The organism is Prauserella flavalba (assembly GCF_003202235.1).
Lineage (GTDB): Bacteria > Actinomycetota > Actinomycetes > Mycobacteriales > Pseudonocardiaceae > Prauserella_A > Prauserella_A flavalba.
The window spans coordinates 204,349-221,796 of sequence record NZ_MASU01000005.1 but is presented as its reverse complement, the minus strand read 5'-3'; the positions used below and the strand labels follow the sequence as shown (position 1 = coordinate 221,796).

General features: G+C 72.6%; 19 protein-coding genes. 11 read left to right on the top strand and 8 right to left on the bottom strand.

Annotated elements, in window-relative coordinates; all coding sequences use genetic code 11:
- Positions 1–2: 2 nt before the first annotated feature.
- The gene (locus BA062_RS08385) at positions 3–1,154 is read left to right on the top strand and encodes an acyl-CoA dehydrogenase family protein (protein ID WP_110335498.1); all 1,152 of its coding nucleotides are present in this window, start codon (positions 3–5) and stop codon (positions 1,152–1,154) included.
- Positions 1,155–1,196: 42 nt separating this feature from the next.
- Here the strand turns inward: BA062_RS08385 and BA062_RS08380 are convergent, their stop codons facing one another.
- Positions 1,197–2,003 carry an SDR family NAD(P)-dependent oxidoreductase gene (locus tag BA062_RS08380; RefSeq protein ID WP_110335497.1) on the bottom strand — a complete coding sequence of 269 codons (807 nt, stop codon included), beginning with the start codon at positions 2,001–2,003 and terminating at the stop codon, positions 1,197–1,199.
- Positions 2,004–2,054: 51 nt separating this feature from the next.
- Between BA062_RS08380 and BA062_RS39760 the strand changes: the two genes are divergently transcribed.
- Positions 2,055–2,216, top strand: a complete 162-nt coding sequence (locus BA062_RS39760; RefSeq protein ID WP_168213905.1) for a hypothetical protein — start codon at positions 2,055–2,057, stop codon at positions 2,214–2,216.
- A 10-nt stretch (positions 2,217–2,226) separates the two neighbouring features.
- Here BA062_RS39760 and BA062_RS08375 read toward each other — a convergent pair whose 3' ends face one another.
- From BA062_RS08375 to BA062_RS08360, 4 genes are all read right to left on the bottom strand, one after another.
- Positions 2,227–2,919 carry a TetR/AcrR family transcriptional regulator gene (locus BA062_RS08375; protein ID WP_110335496.1) on the bottom strand — a complete coding sequence of 231 codons (693 nt, stop codon included), beginning with the start codon at positions 2,917–2,919 and terminating at the stop codon, positions 2,227–2,229.
- Between the two features lie 69 nt (positions 2,920–2,988).
- Positions 2,989–3,954, bottom strand: coding sequence for an NADPH:quinone oxidoreductase family protein (locus BA062_RS08370; RefSeq protein ID WP_110335495.1), 966 nt, complete (start codon positions 3,952–3,954; stop codon positions 2,989–2,991).
- Between the two features lie 16 nt (positions 3,955–3,970).
- Positions 3,971–4,732, bottom strand: a complete 762-nt coding sequence (locus tag BA062_RS08365; protein ID WP_110335494.1) for a 3-hydroxyacyl-CoA dehydrogenase — start codon at positions 4,730–4,732, stop codon at positions 3,971–3,973.
- Between the two features lie 17 nt (positions 4,733–4,749).
- Positions 4,750–5,721: an NAD(P)H-dependent flavin oxidoreductase gene (locus BA062_RS08360; protein WP_110335493.1), complete on the bottom strand. Its 972-nt coding sequence runs from the start codon at positions 5,719–5,721 to the stop codon at positions 4,750–4,752.
- A 190-nt stretch (positions 5,722–5,911) separates the two neighbouring features.
- On the opposite strand from BA062_RS08360, the gene BA062_RS08355 reads away from it, so the two are divergent.
- From BA062_RS08355 to BA062_RS08345, 3 genes are all read left to right on the top strand, one after another.
- Complete coding sequence (locus BA062_RS08355) at positions 5,912–7,105, top strand: thiolase family protein (protein WP_110335492.1); 1,194 nt, start codon at positions 5,912–5,914, stop codon at positions 7,103–7,105.
- A gap of 107 nt (positions 7,106–7,212) precedes the next feature.
- A complete protein-coding gene (locus BA062_RS08350) occupies positions 7,213–8,307 on the top strand; it encodes a CaiB/BaiF CoA transferase family protein (protein WP_110337101.1) in 1,095 nt (364 codons plus the stop codon).
- Positions 8,308–8,326: 19 nt separating this feature from the next.
- Complete coding sequence (locus BA062_RS08345; protein ID WP_110335491.1) at positions 8,327–9,112, top strand: enoyl-CoA hydratase; 786 nt, start codon at positions 8,327–8,329, stop codon at positions 9,110–9,112.
- A gap of 213 nt (positions 9,113–9,325) precedes the next feature.
- Here BA062_RS08345 and BA062_RS08340 read toward each other — a convergent pair whose 3' ends face one another.
- Positions 9,326–10,924: an AMP-binding protein gene (locus tag BA062_RS08340; protein WP_110335490.1), complete on the bottom strand. Its 1,599-nt coding sequence runs from the start codon at positions 10,922–10,924 to the stop codon at positions 9,326–9,328.
- Positions 10,921–12,207: an MFS transporter gene (locus tag BA062_RS08335; protein ID WP_110335489.1), complete on the bottom strand. Its 1,287-nt coding sequence runs from the start codon at positions 12,205–12,207 to the stop codon at positions 10,921–10,923. Before BA062_RS08335 ends, BA062_RS08340 begins: the two co-directional genes overlap by 4 nt.
- 162 nt (positions 12,208–12,369) lie before the next feature.
- Between BA062_RS08335 and BA062_RS08330 the strand changes: the two genes are divergently transcribed.
- From BA062_RS08330 to BA062_RS08315, 4 genes are read left to right on the top strand one after another with little or no spacing between them, the layout of a single operon-like run.
- A complete protein-coding gene (locus BA062_RS08330; RefSeq protein ID WP_110337099.1) occupies positions 12,370–13,104 on the top strand; it encodes an SDR family NAD(P)-dependent oxidoreductase in 735 nt (244 codons plus the stop codon).
- Positions 13,105–13,127: 23 nt separating this feature from the next.
- Complete coding sequence (locus BA062_RS08325) at positions 13,128–14,285, top strand: acyl-CoA dehydrogenase family protein (protein ID WP_110335488.1); 1,158 nt, start codon at positions 13,128–13,130, stop codon at positions 14,283–14,285.
- 10 nt (positions 14,286–14,295) lie between these two features.
- Positions 14,296–14,877 (top strand): TetR/AcrR family transcriptional regulator, encoded by a 582-nt coding sequence (locus tag BA062_RS08320; protein WP_110335487.1) that lies wholly within the window; start codon positions 14,296–14,298, stop codon positions 14,875–14,877.
- Between the two features lie 52 nt (positions 14,878–14,929).
- Positions 14,930–15,118, top strand: coding sequence for a twin-arginine translocation signal domain-containing protein (locus tag BA062_RS08315; RefSeq protein WP_245959732.1), 189 nt, complete (start codon positions 14,930–14,932; stop codon positions 15,116–15,118).
- On the opposite strand, the gene BA062_RS08310 is transcribed toward BA062_RS08315, so the two are convergent.
- Complete coding sequence (locus BA062_RS08310) at positions 15,069–15,938, bottom strand: helix-turn-helix transcriptional regulator (protein ID WP_110335485.1); 870 nt, start codon at positions 15,936–15,938, stop codon at positions 15,069–15,071. The genes BA062_RS08315 and BA062_RS08310 overlap by 50 nt on opposite strands.
- 150 nt (positions 15,939–16,088) lie before the next feature.
- Here BA062_RS08310 and BA062_RS08305 point away from each other — a divergent pair, with 150 nt between their 5' ends.
- Positions 16,089–16,820 carry an SDR family oxidoreductase gene (locus tag BA062_RS08305; RefSeq protein ID WP_110335484.1) on the top strand — a complete coding sequence of 244 codons (732 nt, stop codon included), beginning with the start codon at positions 16,089–16,091 and terminating at the stop codon, positions 16,818–16,820.
- Positions 16,821–16,872: 52 nt separating this feature from the next.
- Entirely contained in the window at positions 16,873–17,445 is a 573-nt protein-coding gene (locus BA062_RS08300; RefSeq protein WP_110337097.1) for a helix-turn-helix domain-containing protein, read from the top strand.
- Positions 17,446–17,448 lie beyond the last annotated feature (3 nt).

Sequence of the window (17,448 nt, the reverse complement as noted above, 5' to 3'; positions counted from 1 at the left end):
CCATGGACGAGCTGGACGCCGACGAGCGGGCGATCGTCGAGACGGTGCGCGATTTCGTCGACCGCGAGGTCCGCCCGGTCGTGAGGGAACTGGAGCACGAGAACACGTACCCGGAGAAGCTCATCGAGCAGATGAAGCACCTGGGCATCTACGGGCTGGCGATCCCCGAGCCCTACGGCGACGTGCGCGTGTCCACGCCGTGCTACGCGCTGGTCACCGAGGAGCTGGCCCGCGGCTGGATGAGCCTCGCCGGGGCGATGGGCGGGCACACGGTGGTGTCGAAACTGCTGCTCGACTACGGCACCGAGGAGCAGAAACAGAAGTACCTGCCGCGCATGGCGACCGGCGAGCTGCGGGCCACGATGGCGCTCACCGAGCCGGGCGGCGGCTCGGACCTGCAGGCGATGCGCACGGTGGCCGTCCGTGACGAGCAGGGTTACGTGATCAACGGGTCGAAGACGTGGATCTCCAACGCCCGCCGTTCCGGGCTGGTGGCCCTGCTGTGCAAGACGGACCCGTCGGCCACGCCCGCGCACAAGGGCATCAGCATCCTGCTGGTGGAGAAGGTGCCCGGCTTCGAGGTGTCGCGGGATCTGCCCAAGCTGGGCTACAAGGGCGTCGAGAGCTGCGAGCTGTCCTTCACCGACTGCCGGGTGCCCGCCGACGCGCTGCTCGGCGGCGCCGAGGGCGCCGGGTTCGGGCAGATGATGCGCGGGCTGGAGATCGGCCGGATCCAGGTGGCGGCGCGCGCGACCGGTGTCGCGAGGGCCGCTTTCGACGACGCGCTGCGCTACGCCCAGGAGCGGGAGGCGTTCGGTAAGCCGATCTGGAAGCACGAGTCGGTGGGCAACTACCTCGCCGACATGGGCACCAAGCTCACCGCGGCCCGCAGGCTGCTGCTGCACGCGGCGGCGCGGTACGACTCGGGCGAGCGGGCCGACCTGGAGGCGGGGATGGCGAAGCTGTTCTGCTCCGAGGTCGCGATGGAGGTGGCGCTCAACGCGGTGCGCGTGCACGGCGGCTACGGCTACTCCACCGAGTTCGACGTCGAGCGCTACTTCCGCGACGCCCCGCTGATGATCGTCGGCGAGGGCACCAACGAGATCCAGCGCAACGTGATCGTGTCCCAGCTCGTCGCCCGCGGCGGCCTCTGACCGCGAGTCCCCCGCTCCGGGGCGGGGGCTCCCGGCCTGACGTCAGCGGCGGGCCGTGCCCGGCTCGGCCATGCGGCGGTGGGCGGCGGCGAGGAACCGCTCGGGGGTGAGCCGGGCGACCGCGGCCTGCACGCGGTTGCGGACCGACCCGGCGACGACGGAGTCGCGGCCCGCCTTCAGCGCCGCGTACGCCTGCCGGGCCACCTCGCCCGCGTCGTCCTTCGGCCCGGCGCCGATCCTCGTGTCGAGCATGCGGGCGCGGGCGAAGAACTCGGTCGCGGTGGGCCCCGGCAGCACGGCCGTGACGGTCACGCCGGTCTCCTTCAGCTCCTCGCGCAGTGCCTGCGAGAACGACTGCAGGAACGCCTTCGACGCGCCGTAGACGGCCTGGAACGGGCCGGGCATGGTCGCCGCGATCGACGACGTGAACAGGATCCGGCCGCGGCGGCGCGCGGCCATGTCCGGCACCAGCAGCTTGGCGAGGTGCACGGCGGAGCGGACGTTGAGGTCCACCACGCGCAGCTGGTCCTCCAGCGATGTCTCCGCCTCCGCGAACGCGCCGCTCACGCCGACGCCCGCGTTGATCGCGAGCACGTCCACGGGACGGCCCTTCTCGCGCACGCGCCGGGCGAGCTCCTCGACGCCGCCGGCGGTGGCGAGGTCCGCGCGCACGGTCTCGACGGCCGACGACGGCGAACCCACCTCCCGCGCGGCGTCGGCGAGCTCGGGGTTCTCAGCGGCCAGCAGCAGGTCGTGGCCGTCCTCGGCGAGGCAGCGGGCGAGTTCGCGCCCGATGCCGGTCGAGGCTCCGGTCACCACGGCGAGCGGTCTGGCAGTCGGCTCGGTCATGTCGCCTTCCCGGGTCCGGTTGCGGTCTCCCCCTCCGGGTACCCGCCCGGCATGACGACCACGCCCTTCGAAGCGCATCCCGACCCGGACGACGACATCGCCGCCGCCGATCCCGGGCGGGGCGGGCCGGAGCCCGCGCCCGGTTTCGGGGTGGAGGCCGAGGAGCCCGACCAGACCGAGGACGCCCGGCAGGACCGCGAACCGGAGACGTGACGTCGCGCCGTTACGCGCGGACCCTGGCCCTGCGACCCTGCGGCCCCTTGGGCTGCGGGCGTTTGCGCACGCCGACGGCCATCAGGGCGATGTCGACGTAGCGGCCGGCCAGCTCCTCGGGGGCCAGCGGGCCGCTCGGCTGGTACCAGCGGCCGATCGACTGGCACATCCCGAGCACGGCGCGCGCGGTCTCGGCGGGCAGCTCGGCCGTGAACACGCCCTGCCGCACACCGTCCTCGACGATGCCCGCCATGAGGTTCTCCACCTCCTTGCGCCGCGCCGCGTAGCGCTTGCGCTTCGGCGGGGAGAGGTGGCGCAGCTCGGGGTCGAGCGCCGCGAGCCGCACCCGGTGGGTCATGTAGAGCACCACGGCCTCGACGACGTAGGCGAACCGCAGGTCGGCGCGCTCGCCCGCCTCGGCGGCCGCGGCCTCGGCCCGCCACGCGACGTCGCCGGTGCCCATCTCGAGCAGGGTCGCGAAGACGCCTTCCTTGTTCTCGTGGTGGTAGTACAGCGACGGCACGGTCTGGCCCACCCTGCGGGCGATGTCGCGCACCGTGGTGCCGTGAAAGCCGTGCTCGTAGAAGGCTTCCAGCGCGGCGGCGAGGATGGGGGTCAGCTCCAGCGGCTCGAAGTGCCGCCAGTCGGCGCGTTGCGCGGGCTCGGTGTGCTTCACGGCCGCGGCGCCATTCCTTCGTGCCATCTCCCACCCATCGAGCCGTGTCCCAGCGACACCGTGAACGATACACACGCGCCCTCGGGCGGCCGGTGCTCAGCGCAGCCGCAGCACCAGCTTGCCCGTCGCGGACCGGTCCTCCAGCTCACGCAGCGCGTCCGCGGCCTCCTCGAGCGGGCGCACCGAGGGCCACAGCGGCGTGAGCCTGCCCTCGGCCAGCAGCGGGGCCAGCTCGTCCCACTGCTCGCGCAGGTAAGCGGGGTTCTGCCGGAGGAACTCGCCCCACGCGGCGCCCACCACGGCCGTGTTGCCCAGCAGCAGCCGGTTGACCTTGACGGTCGGGATCTCCCCGCCGGTGAAGCCGAGCACCACCACCCTGCCCTCGGGCGCGAGGCTGCGCAGGCTGTCGGTGAACCGGTCGCCGCCCACCGGGTCGACCACCACGTCCACGCCCCTGCCCCCGGTGTGCTCACGCACCGCCTCGCGCCAGCCGTCGACGAGCACCACGCGCTCGGCCCCGGCCTGCTCGGCGACGGCGGCCTTGCGGTCGTCGCTGACCACGGCGATGGTCGGCATGCCCAGCGCACGGCAGATGTCGAGTGCGGCCACGCCGACCCCGCCGGCGGCGCCGTGTACGAGCACGGTCTCCCCCGCCTGTGCCCTGGCCCTGCGGCGCAGCGCGAACCACACCGTGAGGTAGTTGAGGGGCAGCGCGGCGCCCAGCTCGAAGGGCACGCCGTCCGGCAGCGGCAGCACGTTGCCCGGGTCGGCGGCCACCACCTCCTGCCAGGTGCCGCCCATGTCGACCACCACGACGCGCTGGCCGGGCCCGAAACCGCTGCCCTCCGGCGCGCTGCGGACCGTTCCGGCCCCCTCCATGCCGAGCACGAACGGGGGCTCGCGGCGGACCTGGTACAAACCCTTGGCAAGCAACAGGTCCGGGAACGCGACCCCGGCCGCGGCCAGGTCCACGACCACCGCGTCGCCGCCACCGGGTTCGGCGGTCTCGGCCAGGCGCAGGCCGGACGGCCCGGTCAGTTCGGTCACCTGCTGCGCGCGCACGAGCCTCGTCCCCTTCTCAGCGCGGGGCCATGCGGATGGCGCCGTCCAGCCGGATGGTCTCGCCGTTGAGCATGGGGTTCTCCACGATGTGCCGGGCGAGAGCCGCGTACTCCGCGGGGTCGCCGAGCCGCGACGGGTGCGGCACCTGCGCGCCGAGCGACGCGATCGCGTCCTCCGGCAGCGAGGCGAACAGCGGCGTGTGGAACAGGCCGGGCGCGATGGTGACCACGCGGACCTTGAGGCTCGCGAGGTCCCGCGCGATGGGCAGGGTCATGCCGACGATGCCGCCCTTCGACGCGGAGTAGGCGGCCTGGCCGACCTGGCCCTCGAACGCGGCGACCGAGGCGGTGTTGACGATGACGCCGCGCTCCTCGCCTGCCGGGTCCACCTGCGACATCCGCTCCGCGGCCAGCCGGATCACGTTGAACGTGCCGATGAGGTTGACGTTGATGACCTTGGTGAAGTCCGCGAGCGGGAACGCGCCCTTCTTGCCGACGGTCTTGATCGCGTTGCCGATGCCGGCGCAGTTGACCGCGATGCGCAGCGTGCCGAGGTTCTGCGCGGCGTCCAGCGCGGCGGCGACGTCGGACTCACTGGTGACGTCGCCGGGGGCGAACACGGCCCCGTCGCCCAGTTCCTTCGCCACCGACTCGCCGTCCGAGGACGGCAGGTCGAGGATGACCACCTTGGCGCCCCTGCCGTGCAGCTCCTTCACCGTCGCCAGGCCGAGGCCCGAGGCGCCTCCCGTCACGACAGCGACAGCACCGGTGATGTCCATGTGACCCCTTTCGGTGTTCAGTTCAGCACCCCGGCCAGCCGGCCGGAGATGAGTTCCCGTGCCTCGGTGACGATCCGCGTCACCAGCTCCGCGACGGTCGGGATGTCGCGGATGATGCCCTGCACCATGCCCGCCGTCCAGATTCCCAGGTCGAGGTCGCCGGTCTCCAGCACCGTGCGCCCGCGCACGCCCGCCACGAGGTCGCGCACGTCCTCGAACGTGCCACCGGCGTCGAGGATCTTCACCACCTCCTGGCTGACGGCGTTGCGCGCCACGCGAGCGGTGTTGCGCAGCGGCCGGAAGATCAGGTCGGTGTCGCGCTCGGTCGCCTCCACCATGCGCTGCTTGACGTTGTCGTGGACCTGCGACTCCCGGGTGGCGACGAACCGCGTGCCCATGTTGATGCCGTCGGCGCCCAGCGCCAGCGCCGCGACGAGCCCGCGGGCGTCACCGAAGCCGCCGGAGGCGATCATCGGGATGGTGATCCTGTCGGCAGCCGCGGGAATGAGGACGAGCCCGGGGATGTCGTCCTCACCCGGGTGACCCGCGCACTCGAAGCCGTCGATGGAGATGCCGTCCACGCCGAGTTCCTGCGCCTTGACGGCGTGGCGGACGCTCGTGCACTTGTGCAGCACCTTGACCCCGGCGCCCTGGAACGCGGGCAGGTGCTCGGCCGGGTTGAAGCCCGCCGTCTCCACCACGGACACGCCGGACTCCACGATCACGTCGCGGTACTCGGCGTACGGCGGCGGGTTGATCGAGGGCAGGATCGTCAGGTTCACCCCGAACGGCCTGTCGGTCAGCTCCCGGCAGCGCGCGATCTCCTTGGCGAGATCCTCCGGCGTCGGCTGGGTCAGCGCGGTGAGGAAGCCCAGCGCGCCCGCGTTGGCGACCGCCGACACCAGTTCCGCCCTGCCGACCCATTGCATGCCGCCTTGCACGATCGGGTGCTCGACCCCGAACACCTCGCAGAACCTGGTTCGCAGCATCGCTCGCGGCTCCCTCCGCCGACTCCGGTCGAGCAGCAGACTAGCCACTTAACGAACGATAGATATTACGGGCGTGACGTACATCTCGCCCACGTGGCAGGGGGCGGCTTCAGCCTTGACAACGGGGGTTTTAGCTATCGATCGTTAATGCGTTGCAGGCGCCAGTGGAGACGCCGGGAAAGGACGCCCCATGACCACCGCGGTAATCGTCGACGTCGTTCGCACTCCCTCCGGCAAGGGCAAACCCGGTGGCCAGCTGTCCGGTGTGCACCCGGCCGACCTGCTCTCGCGCGTGCTGCGCGGGCTGCTCGACCGCAACGACCTCGACGCGGCGCTCGTGGACGACGTCATCGGCGGCTGCGTCGGGCAGGCGGGCGAGCAGGCCGTCAACATCACCCGCAACGCCGTGCTGGGCGCGGGTTTCCCCGAGTCGGTGCCCGCCACGACCGTCGACCGGCAGTGCGGGTCGAGCCAGCAGTCCGCCCACTTCGCCGCGCAGGGCGTGATCGCGGGGGCCTACGACGTCGTGATCGCCTGCGGTGTCGAGTCCATGAGCCGGGTGCCGATGGGCTCCCCGGTCGCGGGCAAGGATCCCTTCGGCCCCGCCGTCGCCGCGCGCTATCCCGAGGGGCTCGTCGGCCAGGGCGTGTCGGCCGAGATCATCGCGGGCCGCTGGAAGCTCGACCGCGCCGCGCTGGACGAGTTCTCCGCGCGCTCGCACGCCAGGGCGGCCGCCACCGCGGCGGCTGGCGGGTTCGACCGCGAGATCCTGCCCGTCACGGTCACCGGCGAGGACGGCACCGAGCGCACGGTGAGCACCGACGAGACCGTGCGGGCGAACACCACCGTCGAGGGCCTGTCCGGCCTCAAACCGTCGTTCTACGACGAGCGGCTCGCCGAGCGCTTCCCCGAGATCGCCTGGCGCATCACGCCGGGCAACTCGTCGCCGCTCACCGACGGCGCGTCCGCCGCGCTGATCATGAGTGAGGAGAAGGCGAACGCGCTCGGCCTGACGCCGAGGGCGCGGTTCCACAGCTTCGCCGTCACCGGCAGCGACCCGTTGCTGATGCTCACCGGTGTCGTCCCGGCCACGCAGAAGATCCTCGCCCGCTCCGGGCTCGCCCTCGACGACATCGACGCCTACGAGGTGAACGAGGCGTTCGCCCCGGTGCCGCTGCTGTGGCAGCACGAGCTGAACGCCGACCCGGAGCGGCTCAACCCGCGCGGCGGTGCGATCGCGCTCGGCCACCCGCTCGGCGCGTCGGGCACGAGGCTGCTCGGCACGCTTCTCGGCCAGCTCGAGGCGAGCGGCGGCCGGTACGGGCTGCAGACTATGTGCGAGGGCGGCGGCATGGCCAACGCCACGATCATCGAGCGCCTGTAGCGCCCCGCGCGGTTCCCCCGGCGGCGGCATGCGCCTTCGTCGACCTTCCGGGTGCGAACCCTCTACGGTGGCACGACGCGCAGGAACCGAGCGAGGTGGAGGACATCGTGGCTGGACCGCTGAGCGGGCTGAAGGTCGTCGAGATGGCGGGCATCGGGCCCGCCCCGCATGCGGCGATGATCCTCGCCGATCTCGGCGCCGACGTGGTGCGGGTCGAACGGCCCTCCGGTTCGCTCGACCTCGCCGGCGGCAAGCCCGACCATCTGATGCGGGGCCGCCGCTCGGTGGCCGCGGACCTCAAGACCGCCGAGGGCCGCGAGCTCGTGCTGCGGCTGGCCGCGAAGGCCGACGTGCTCATCGAGGGCTTCCGCCCGGGCGTGGCCGAGCGGCTCGGTATCGGCCCCGCCGACTGCCACGCCGTGAACCCGCGCCTGGTCTACGGCCGCATGACCGGCTGGGGCCAGGACGGGCCGCTCGCGCAGCGGGCCGGGCACGACATCAACTACATCAGCCTCACCGGCATCCTGCACACGATCGGGCGACACGACGAGCCGCCGGTGCCGCCGCTGAACCTGGTCGGCGACTTCGGTGGCGGGTCGATGTTCCTGCTCACCGGTGTGCTGTCGGCGCTGTGGGAGCGGGAGCGCTCCGGCGAGGGCCAGGTTGTGGACGCCGCGATGGTCGACGGCGCGAGCGTGCTGGCGCAGATGGTGTGGGCGATGCGCGGCATCGGCATCTGGAGCGACGAGCGCGCGAGCAACCTGCTCGACGGCACGGCGCCGTTCTACGACACGTACGTGTGCGCCGACGGCCGCTACATCGCGGTCGGGGCGCTCGAGAAGCAGTTCTACGCGGCGCTGCTCGAGGGGCTGGGCCTCGACCCGGCGGAGCTGCCCGAGCAGATGGACCGCTCCGGCTGGCCGGTGCTGCGCGCGCGGTTCACGCAGCTGTTCTCCAGCCGCACGCGGGACGAATGGGCGAAGGTGTTCGCCGACACCGACGCGTGCGTGACGCCCGTGCTCACGCCCGACGAGGTCGCAGGCCACCCGCATCTCGCCGCGCGCGGGACGCTCACCGAGATCGACGGCATCGTGCAGCCGAAACCCGCGCCGCGGTTCTCGCGCACGGTGCCGGACCAGCCTTCCCCGCCGCCGAAGCCCGGTACGGACAACGACGCCGTGCTGCGCGACTGGCAGGCGTGACACCTACGGAAAGGGAACCATGACCGACGTTCTCGTCGAGCAGACCGACGCCGTCCTGCACATCACCTTCAACCGCCCCGCGAGCCTCAACGCGTTCACGGCGGACATGCTGACCCGTGCCGCCGAGGCCGTGGAGGGCGCGGCGCGGGACTCCTCGGTGCGCGTGATCGTGCTGACCGGCGCGGGGCGGGCGTTCAGCGCGGGCGCCGACCTCTCCGGTTCCGGCAGCGGCGAGGCGGGCGACGCCGCTCCCCCCGGCACGGAGACGATCGACGCCGCCAACCGGCTGACCACGGCGCTGCGGCACGCGCCGAAGCCGGTGCTGGCGGCGGTGAACGGTCCGGCGGCCGGGGTCGGCTGCTCCTTCGCGCTGGCCGCGGACATCGTGGTGGCGCGCGAGTCGGCGTACTTCCTGCTGGCGTTCGCCAACGCCGGCCTGATGCCGGACGGCGGGGCGACGGCGCTGCTGGCCGCGGCGATCGGGCGTGCGCGGGCGACGCGGATGGCGATGCTCGCCGAGCGGATCCCGGCACCCCAGGCCGTGGACTGGGGGCTGATCGCGTTCGCGGTGCCGGACGAGGAGTTCGACGCCGAGGTGGAGCGCCTCACCACGCAGCTGGCCCAGGGCCCCACGACGGCGTACGCGCAGACCAAGCGCGCGTTCAACGCCACCGTGCTCGACCGGCTCCCCCAGGCATTGGAAGCCGAACGCGAGGGCCAGGGAATCCTGTTCCACACCAACGACTTCGCCGAGGGCGTCGCCGCCTTCCGCGCCAAGCGCAAGCCGAAGTTCTCGGGCACGTAACCCCGCGAGTCGTGCACTCCGGGGCGCGAGTCGTGCACTCCCGCGCGCGAGTCGTGCACTCAGGACGCCGAGTCTTGCGTTCCGGGTCGCGAGTCCCCCGCTCCGGCACGCCAGTTCCCCACTCCGGTGCGCGAATCGCTGCGCTCCGAACGCACGACTCGCCGTCCTGAACGCACGACTCGCGGTCCTGAGCGCACGACTCGCGGGGCGGCGTCAGCGGAGGCGGGCGCGCTGGAGCTTGCCGACCTCGTTGCGCGGCAGGGCATCGGCGTAATCGATCACGCGGGGCGAGGCGTGGGCACCGATGCGGGAGGTGACCTCCGCGCGGATCCGCTGTTCCAGCTCCGCCGGGGGCGGTGCGGACGGAGCCCTCACGACGACCGCGCGTACCACCGTCCCCCCGCTCGGCCCCGGCGTGGCCACGGCCGCCGCCTCGGCCACGCCGGGAAGCTCGTTGAGCACCCGCTCCACCTCCACCGGGCTCACGTTGTACCCGGACGTGACGATCATGTCGTCCTCCCGGCCCAGGAACACCCATCGGCCATCGGGCCTCACCTGCGCCCGGTCCTCCGTCACGAACAGGTCCCCCTGCCAGCGTGCCTCCCACGCCTCGGGCCGGTTCTCGTACCCCGAGCTGAGCTGGTACCTCGGCCGCTCGACGGCGATGAGCCCGCTCTCGCCCTCCGCCACCGGCTCGCCGTCACGGTCCACCAGCCGCACGGCGAAGCCGGGGACCGGGCCACCGAGCGTGCCGGGCTCGGGCTTGGCACCGTCCGCGAGATCGGCGAGCACCATGCCGACCTCGCTGAGCCCGTACCCGTCGCGGATCGGCGGCGCCCCGCTGCCGGCCCACCGCGCGGCCGTGTCGGCGTCGAGCGGCTCGCCTGCCGCCGCGGCGGCGGAGAGCTCCCCCGGCACTCCGTACCGCCGCAGCGCGGGCAGCAGCTTGCGGTACGCGCTCGGCGCCGCCGCGACGCACGTGACGCCCTCCTCCCCCATCACCCGCAGCCACGCCGCCGCGTCATAGTCGCCGCTGTAGACCACCCTCGGCACCCCGAGCGCCATCGGCGCCACCCCCGTCGAGTAGAGCCCGTAGGCCCAGCCCGGATCCGCGGTGGTGAACACCAGATCGCCCGGCCCCACGCCCAGTGAGTGCCGCGCGAACGGCAGCACCGACAGCAGCGCCCCGTGCGGCATGACGCACGACTTCGGATCGCCGGTAGTACCGCTCGTGAACAGCAGCGTCGCCGGGTCGGTCGCCGAGGTGGGCACCTCGGGGCCGTCGGGGGCGCTGCGCTCGACCTCGGCCCAGAAGCTGTAGTCACCGCGCCGCACGCCCGTGCCCTTCGGGCCGGTCACCACCATCACCCCGGGTTCGCCATCCAGAGTGGACAGTGCGGCGTCGAGCGGTTCCCGCCACCGGTGGTCGCAGACGATCAGTCCGGCCCGTGACGACCGCAGGCGGAAGACCAGCGCGTCGGTGCCGAAGCCGCAGAACAGCGGCACGTACACGAGCCCGCTGCGCCACGCCGCGAGCGCCACGACGAGGCTCTCGACCTGCCGCGACAGCAGGCCCGCGACGCGGTCGCCGGGACGCAGGCCCGCCCGCGCGAACGCCCGCGCCGTCCGCGCCGCGGCCCGGTACAGCTCGCGGTACGTCCAGCGCTCGCCCGGCCCGTCGGCGTGCCGGACCACCAGGGCCAGCCTGCCCCGCTCCGCCGTGTAGCGCCCGCACGCCTCCTGCGCGGTGTTCAGCCGGTCCGGCGCGGTGGACAGGCCGGCCTCGATCTCGTCCCAGACGCTCGTGGTCATCGGTCACTCCCGGAGTCTCGGTCGGCGGTGAGCAGCGCGCCGAAGGTCACGGCGCACGCGACGACGATGTAGCCGGCCAGCACCCAGGAGCCGCCGACGGCGGCGAACAGGGCACCGGCGGCGAACGGCGCGGGCCCGCTGGTGACCATCCCGCCGACCTGGTAGGCCACCGACGCGCCGGTGTAGCGCACCCGCGCGGGGAACAGCTCGGCGAGGAACCCGGCGATCGCGGCGTAGGTGACGGCGTGGCCGACGGTGACCACGAGGATCATGCCGAGGAGGATGAGCCACGGCGACCCCGTGTCGAACAGCCAGAAGAACGGGAACGCGATCGCCCCCATGTAGGCCGCCCCGGCCAGCAGTACCGTGCGCCTGCCGACCCGGTCGGCGAACGTCGCCACCAACGGCACCGACAGAATGTCGAGCACGCACGCCGCCATGAGGCACAGGAGAATGGTGTCGCGCGAGACGCCGAGTTCCGAGGGGCCGTAGGACAGCACGAACACGGTGACGAGGTAGAAGGGGATGTTCGCGGCCGCCTGCGTGCAGAGCCCGATCAGCAGTGGTTTGCGGCTCGTGCGCAGCACCTCCCCGAGGGGGAACGCCGAGCGCGACTCCTGCACCCGTTCGAAGTCCGGCGACTCGAGCACCTGCAGGCGCACGTACAGGCCGAGCAGCACCAGCAGGATGCTCGCGAGGAACGGCAGCCGCCACGCCCACGCCGTCACCTGCTCGTCGGGCAGCTGCTCGATCGCGAAGAACGCCGAGGCCGACAGCACCAGCCCGGCGGGCACCCCGGCCTGTGGCCAGCTGCCGTAGAACGCCCGGCGCCGGGGTGGCGCGTGCTCGACGGCCATGAGCACGGCGCCGCCCCATTCGCCGCCGACCGCGATGCCCTGCACGAAGCGGAAGACCACGAGCAGCGCGGGCGCCGCGAGCCCGATCTGGGCGTAGGTGGGCAACAGTCCGATCGCGACGGTGCCGGCACCCATCAGCATCAGTGACAGGACGAGCATCCTCTTGCGGCCGAGGCGGTCGCCGAAGTGGCCGAAGACGACGCCACCGAGCGGACGCGCGAGGAACGCGACCCCGAAGGTCGCGAACGCGGCGAGCGTGCCCGCCGCGGGGCTCAGCGTGGGAAAGAACTGCTCGTTGAACACGAGCGTCGCCGCCGTGCCGAAGAGGAAGAAGTCGTACCACTCGATGGCCGTGCCGATGAAGCTGGCGAACGCGACCTTGGCGGGGTGTACGCGCGATGGCGCGGCAGTGCGTTGTGTGTCCACGGGGCTCTCCCAACGACAGCGGTGGCGGGGTGCACTGGCCCCCCGTTTTAGCACGTGAAACCCGGCCAATCAAGCCTCCTTGTACCGATCAGTCCACGGCCAAAGATCGGGAGATACAGAGCACAGATGCGTTTCAGTGGATCGATCGGTACAGTGCCGGTCATGACCGAAACGGCTGCCCGGACGGTGCTCGTCACCGGAGGGTCCCGGGGCATCGGCGCCGGCATCACCAGGGAACTGGTGGCGCGGGGCCGGCAGGTGGCGTGCGGCTACCGCGGCAACCGCGAGGCCGCCGAGAAGCTGCGCGCCGACGCCCCCGACCGCGTCCTGCCCGTGCACTACGACCTCGCCGACGCCGCCACGGCGACCACCGTCGTCGGCACCGTCCTCGAACAGTTCGGGACCCTCGACGCCCTGATCCTCAACGCGGGCACGTGGAACGGCGGGAAACTGTCCACGATGGACCCGCTCGCGTGGTGGCGGGTCGTCGAACTCAACCTCGGCGGCGTCGCGGCACTGGCCCGCGCCGCGCTGCCCGCGCTGCGCGCGAGCGGCGACCCGAGCATCGTGATCGTCTCGTCGGTGATCGGCGTGATCGGTCACGCCGGCGACACCGCCTACGCCAGTGCGAAGGCGGCACTCATCGGCTTCGCCAGGTCGCTGGCGAAGGAGACCGGACGGGACGGCCTGCGCGTCAACGTCCTCGCGCCCGGTTTCGTCGACACCGACATGACGGCGGAGGTCTCCGCCAAGGCCCGCGACGGCATCGAGCGCGCCACCGTGCTCGGCCGGTTCGGCACCGTGCCCGAGATCGCGCGCGCCGCCGTCTTCCTCAGCGAGGACGCCACCTACTGCACCGGATCGGTACTCACCGCCGACGGCGGCTGGTCCATCTGAGTCTCCCCGGAAAGGAGCCCACCATGCACGACGGCCTTCCCGAGCCCGAGTACCAGCGGCTCGCCAAGCAGATCCACCGCGCGATCTGGGACGACCTCGACCCGCTCGAACAACGCATCGAGGACGAGGAGCGCATCCCGTACGACATCGTGCTTCCCGTGCTGCGCGACGCGGGCGCGTTCGGGTTGCTGGTGCCGAGGGAGTACGGCGGCAAGGGCCTCTCCATCCGCCAGTACCTGCCGCTGCTCGCCGAGTTCGCCAAGATCCAGGGCGGCATCCGGGTGATCGTCCACGTGCACAACTCGTTCGCCCACGCGCTGTCGGAGATCGGGAACGACGCGCAGAAGGCCGCGATCCTGCCCGGCGCGGTCACCGGAGAGAAGTCCGTGGCGTTCGCGCTCACCGAGCCCGACCACGGCACCGGGGCCGACCTCGGCACCACAGCGGCCCGCGACGACGGCGGCTATGTCCTCAATGGACGCAAGTGGCTGATCACCAACTCCGACCTCGCGAGCCACTTCCTCGTCTTCGCCAAGACCGGCACTGGCGAAGTCTCCGCGCTGCTGGTGGAGCGGGACTCCCCCGGGTTCACCATCGAGCCGCTGCCCGAGACGATGGGCTGCAAGGGCGGCGAGCACGGGGTGCTCACGTTCGAGAACGTGCGCGTGCCCGCGTCGGCGCTCGTCGGCTCCGAGGGCGAGGGCCAGGAGCACCTGGAGCGTGCCCTGGAGATCAGCCGCGTGTTCATCGCGGCCAGCTCGCTCGGCACGTCCGAGCGCGCGCTGGAGCTGTCCCTCGCGCACGCCCGCTCCCGCGTCACGTTCGGCAAGCCGATCGGGCAGCGGCAGGCCGTGCAGCGCTACCTCGCCGAGATGGGCACCGACATCTACGCCCTGCGGGGCATGCTCGCCGACGCCGCCCGCAAGTGGGACGAGGGCAGGCGGATCCCGGCCGAGTCGGCGATGGTCAAGCAGTTCGGGCTGGAGGCCGTGGGCCGGGTCACCGACCGCGCGCTGCTGGTGCACGGCGGGATCGGCTACACCCGCAGGCATCCCGTCGAGCGCCTGTACCGCGACGCGCGCCTCAACTGGCTGGAGGAGGGACCGCCCACCGTGCAGTACCTGGTCGCCGCGCGCGAGCTGCTGAGCGGCTACTCCTTCACCGGCGAGGCCACCGGTTAGGCTCTGCCTCGTGAGCACCACGAGCTACGCCGGCAACCGCGAGCGGATCGTGGGCATCGCGGCCGAGCTGTTCGCCCGCAACGGCTACCACGGCACCGGGGTCGCGGAGCTGTCCAAGGCGGCCGGGCTTGGCCGCGGCGCGCTCTACCACTACATCGGCAGCAAGGAGACGCTGCTCTACGAGATCAGCAAGACGCAGGTCGACCGGATGAACGCGCACGCGGAGACGTTGCTGGGTTCCGGGCTGGAGACCGAGGACCTGCTGCGCGGCATGGCGAAGGGGTTGCTGCGCAACATCGCCGAGCACCGGTCGGAGTGGGCCGTGTTCTTCCGCGAGTACACCGCGCTCACGGGGGAGAACCGCGACCGCGTGGTGGCGGCCCGCGAGCGTTACGAGGGGTACTGGCGGCAGGCGCTCGACCGCGGGGTCGCCGACGGCGTGCTGCGGCCGGTACCCCGGCTGCTGGTGAAGGGCATCCTCGGAATGCTGAACTACACGTACCTGTGGTTCGAACCGGACGGCGAGGTCGGCACCGACGAGCTGGCGGACGCGTTCCTGGACGCGCTGCTCGACGGCATCCGCCAGGGCTGAGCGGGCGAGCCCGTCCGTACCGGGCGGGACCGGCGCTGGCAGGATGGCCCGTATGCCCGGAGCCGACATCTCGAGGCGGCAGCTGCTCGCCATGGCCGCGCTGACCGTGCTCGCGCTCGCACTGTTCGTCCTGATGCTCGTGGCGTTCGAGCCGACGCCGGTGCTGTGGGTGTTCAGCGGGCTGATGCTGGTCAGCGCGGCGGCGTTCTGGGCGGGGTACGCGGTGCAGCGGCGGCGCTAGCCCGCCGGGTCGCGGCGAGGGTGCCCAGCAGCGCCAGCGCCTGCTCGCTCGGGCTGCCCGGCTCGGCCTGGTAGACGATCAGCTCCTGACCGGGCGCGTCCCGCACGCCGAATGCCCGGTAGGTCAGCGACAGCGGGCCGACCTCGGGGTGCAGCAGCTCCTTCGCCTCGCGCGTCTTGCCGCGCACGTCGTGAGCGGCCCACAGCGCCGGGAACTCGGCGCTGTGCTCGCTCAGCTCAGTCACCAGCCCGGCCAGTCGGGGGTCGTGCGGGTCGTGGCCCGTGGCGACGCGCAGGTTGGCGACCGCGGCCTCCGCCGCCTGGTGCCACGCCGCGTAGAACGACCGGCCCGCTGGGTCCGCGAAGATCATGCGCAGCAGGTTGTCCGCCCGTTCGAACGGCGAGAACAGGGCCTGCGCGAGCGCGTTGGCCGCGAGCACGTCGAGCGTGCGGTCGACGACGAACGCCGGGCAGGCCGTGAACGTATCCATGAGCCGCAGCAGCGCCGGGCCGACGAGGTCCCGGCCACGGGCGCGGCCGGTGCCGGGGACCGCCCCGGCCAGCCGGTAGAGGTGCTCACGGGCGTCGTCGGCGAGGTCCAGCGCACGGCTCAGCGCGTCGAGCACCTGCGCCGAGGGGTTGCGCTCCCGGCCCTGCTCCAGCCGCGTGTAGTAGTCGGCGCTCACCCCGGCGAGCACGGCGATCTCCTCGCGCCGCAGCCCGGCCACCCGCCGCTGCCCGTGGTGGCGCAGGCCGACGTCCTCGGGACGCAGCCGCGCGCGGCGGGCGCGGAGGAACTCACCGAGCTCGTTACCAGCCATACGGCCACTCTACGAACGGCCCCCGGCCCGTGCCTGGGTGTGGCGCACCCAGGCACACGGCGTCCTGGCCCGTCCCCGGCCGCGCGGCCGAGGGTGGGGGCACGAGCACATCACCGGAGTGCTCTACCGCGAAAGCTGAAGGGACCCCACATGACCGACGACGGCAAGATCGTGCTCGTCACCGGGGCGAGCAGTGGCAACGGCGAGGCGACCGCCCGGCTGCTCGCCGCCTCGGGACACCACGTCGTGCTCGGCGCCCGCCGCACCGACCGGCTGCGCGCCCTCGTCAAGGAAATCCACGACGCGGGCGGCACCGCGCAGGAACACGCGCTCGACGTCACCGACGCCGCCGCGGTGCGCTCGTTCGTGGACGCGGCCGTCGCCGAGCACGGCGGGATCGACGTGCTCGTCAACAACGCGGGCGTCATGCCGCTGTCGAAGCTGGAGGCGGGCCGGGTCCACGAGTGGGACCGGATGATCGACGTCAACGTGCGCGGGGTGCGGCACGGTATCGCCGCCGCGCTGCCGGTGATGCGACGGCAGGGGCACGGCCAGTTCGTCAACGTCGCCTCCATCGGCGCCCACGAGGTCTCCCCCACCGCGGCGGTGTACTGCGCCACGAAGTACGCCGTGTGGGCCATCTCCGAGGGCCTGCGCCAGGAGGTCGGCGCCGGCATCCGGGTGACCGTGATCTCGCCGGGCGTCACCGAGTCGGAGCTCGCGGAGAGCATCGCCGACCCGGTGGGCCGCGAGGAGATGAGGACCTACCGCGCGCACGCGATCCCGGCGTCGGCGGTGGCGGGGGCCATCGCGTTCGCGATCGATCGGCCGGCCACGGTGGACGTCAACGAGATCGTCGTGAGGCCGACGGCCCAGGTGTGACGGCGTCCATGCCGGCTTGACAAACCCGGTTGCCGAAACTGGGATGGGAGGCATGGACAACGGCGGGATCCTCGACGAGGTCGGTCCGCGGCTGCGGCGGCTGCGCACCGAGCGCGGCGTCACCCTCACCGAACTGGCCGGGGTCACCGGCATCTCGACGAGCACCCTGTCCCGCCTGGAGAGCGGGCAGCGCAGGCCGAGCCTGGAGCTGCTCCTGCCGATCACGCAGGCCTACCGGGTCCCGCTCGACGAACTGGTCGGCGCGCCCTCCGTGGGCGACCCGCGCGTGCGGCCGGTGCCGATCAGGCGCAACGGCATGACGGCCCTGTCACTGACCAGCTATCCCGGGCCGCTGCAGGCGTTCAAGCTGATCGTCCCGCACCGCGGAGAGGAGCCGGACCCGAGGACGCACGAGGGCTACGAGTGGCTCTACGTGCTGTCGGGACGGCTGCGCCTCGTGCTCAGCGAGCACGACGTCACGCTGAAGCCCGGCGAGGCGGCCGAGTTCGACACCCGTGTGCCGCACTGGTTCGGCAGCGCTCGCCCCGAGCCGGTGGAGCTGCTGAGCCTGTTCGGCAAGCAGGGCGAGCAGATGCACGTCAGGGCCAAGCCGAAGGGCGCGTGAGGC

Excerpts from the sequence above, each read along its gene's own strand:
- BA062_RS08385 (WP_110335498.1), top strand. The coding sequence starts at position 3 with ATGGACGAGCTGGACGCCGACGAGCGGGCGATCGTCGAGACGGTGCGC.
- BA062_RS08380 (WP_110335497.1), bottom strand. The coding sequence starts at position 2,003 with ATGACCGAGCCGACTGCCAGACCGCTCGCCGTGGTGACCGGAGCCTCG.
- BA062_RS39760 (WP_168213905.1), top strand. The coding sequence starts at position 2,055 with ATGACGACCACGCCCTTCGAAGCGCATCCCGACCCGGACGACGACATC.
- BA062_RS08375 (WP_110335496.1), bottom strand. The coding sequence starts at position 2,919 with ATGGCACGAAGGAATGGCGCCGCGGCCGTGAAGCACACCGAGCCCGCG.
- BA062_RS08365 (WP_110335494.1), bottom strand. The coding sequence starts at position 4,732 with ATGGACATCACCGGTGCTGTCGCTGTCGTGACGGGAGGCGCCTCGGGC.
- BA062_RS08360 (WP_110335493.1), bottom strand. The coding sequence starts at position 5,721 with ATGCTGCGAACCAGGTTCTGCGAGGTGTTCGGGGTCGAGCACCCGATC.
- BA062_RS08355 (WP_110335492.1), top strand. The coding sequence starts at position 5,912 with ATGACCACCGCGGTAATCGTCGACGTCGTTCGCACTCCCTCCGGCAAG.
- BA062_RS08345 (WP_110335491.1), top strand. The coding sequence starts at position 8,327 with ATGACCGACGTTCTCGTCGAGCAGACCGACGCCGTCCTGCACATCACC.
- BA062_RS08340 (WP_110335490.1), bottom strand. The coding sequence starts at position 10,924 with ATGACCACGAGCGTCTGGGACGAGATCGAGGCCGGCCTGTCCACCGCG.
- BA062_RS08330 (WP_110337099.1), top strand. The coding sequence starts at position 12,370 with ATGACCGAAACGGCTGCCCGGACGGTGCTCGTCACCGGAGGGTCCCGG.
- BA062_RS08325 (WP_110335488.1), top strand. The coding sequence starts at position 13,128 with ATGCACGACGGCCTTCCCGAGCCCGAGTACCAGCGGCTCGCCAAGCAG.
- BA062_RS08315 (WP_245959732.1), top strand. The coding sequence starts at position 14,930 with ATGCCCGGAGCCGACATCTCGAGGCGGCAGCTGCTCGCCATGGCCGCG.
- BA062_RS08310 (WP_110335485.1), bottom strand. The coding sequence starts at position 15,938 with ATGGCTGGTAACGAGCTCGGTGAGTTCCTCCGCGCCCGCCGCGCGCGG.
- BA062_RS08305 (WP_110335484.1), top strand. The coding sequence starts at position 16,089 with ATGACCGACGACGGCAAGATCGTGCTCGTCACCGGGGCGAGCAGTGGC.
- BA062_RS08300 (WP_110337097.1), top strand. The coding sequence starts at position 16,873 with ATGGACAACGGCGGGATCCTCGACGAGGTCGGTCCGCGGCTGCGGCGG.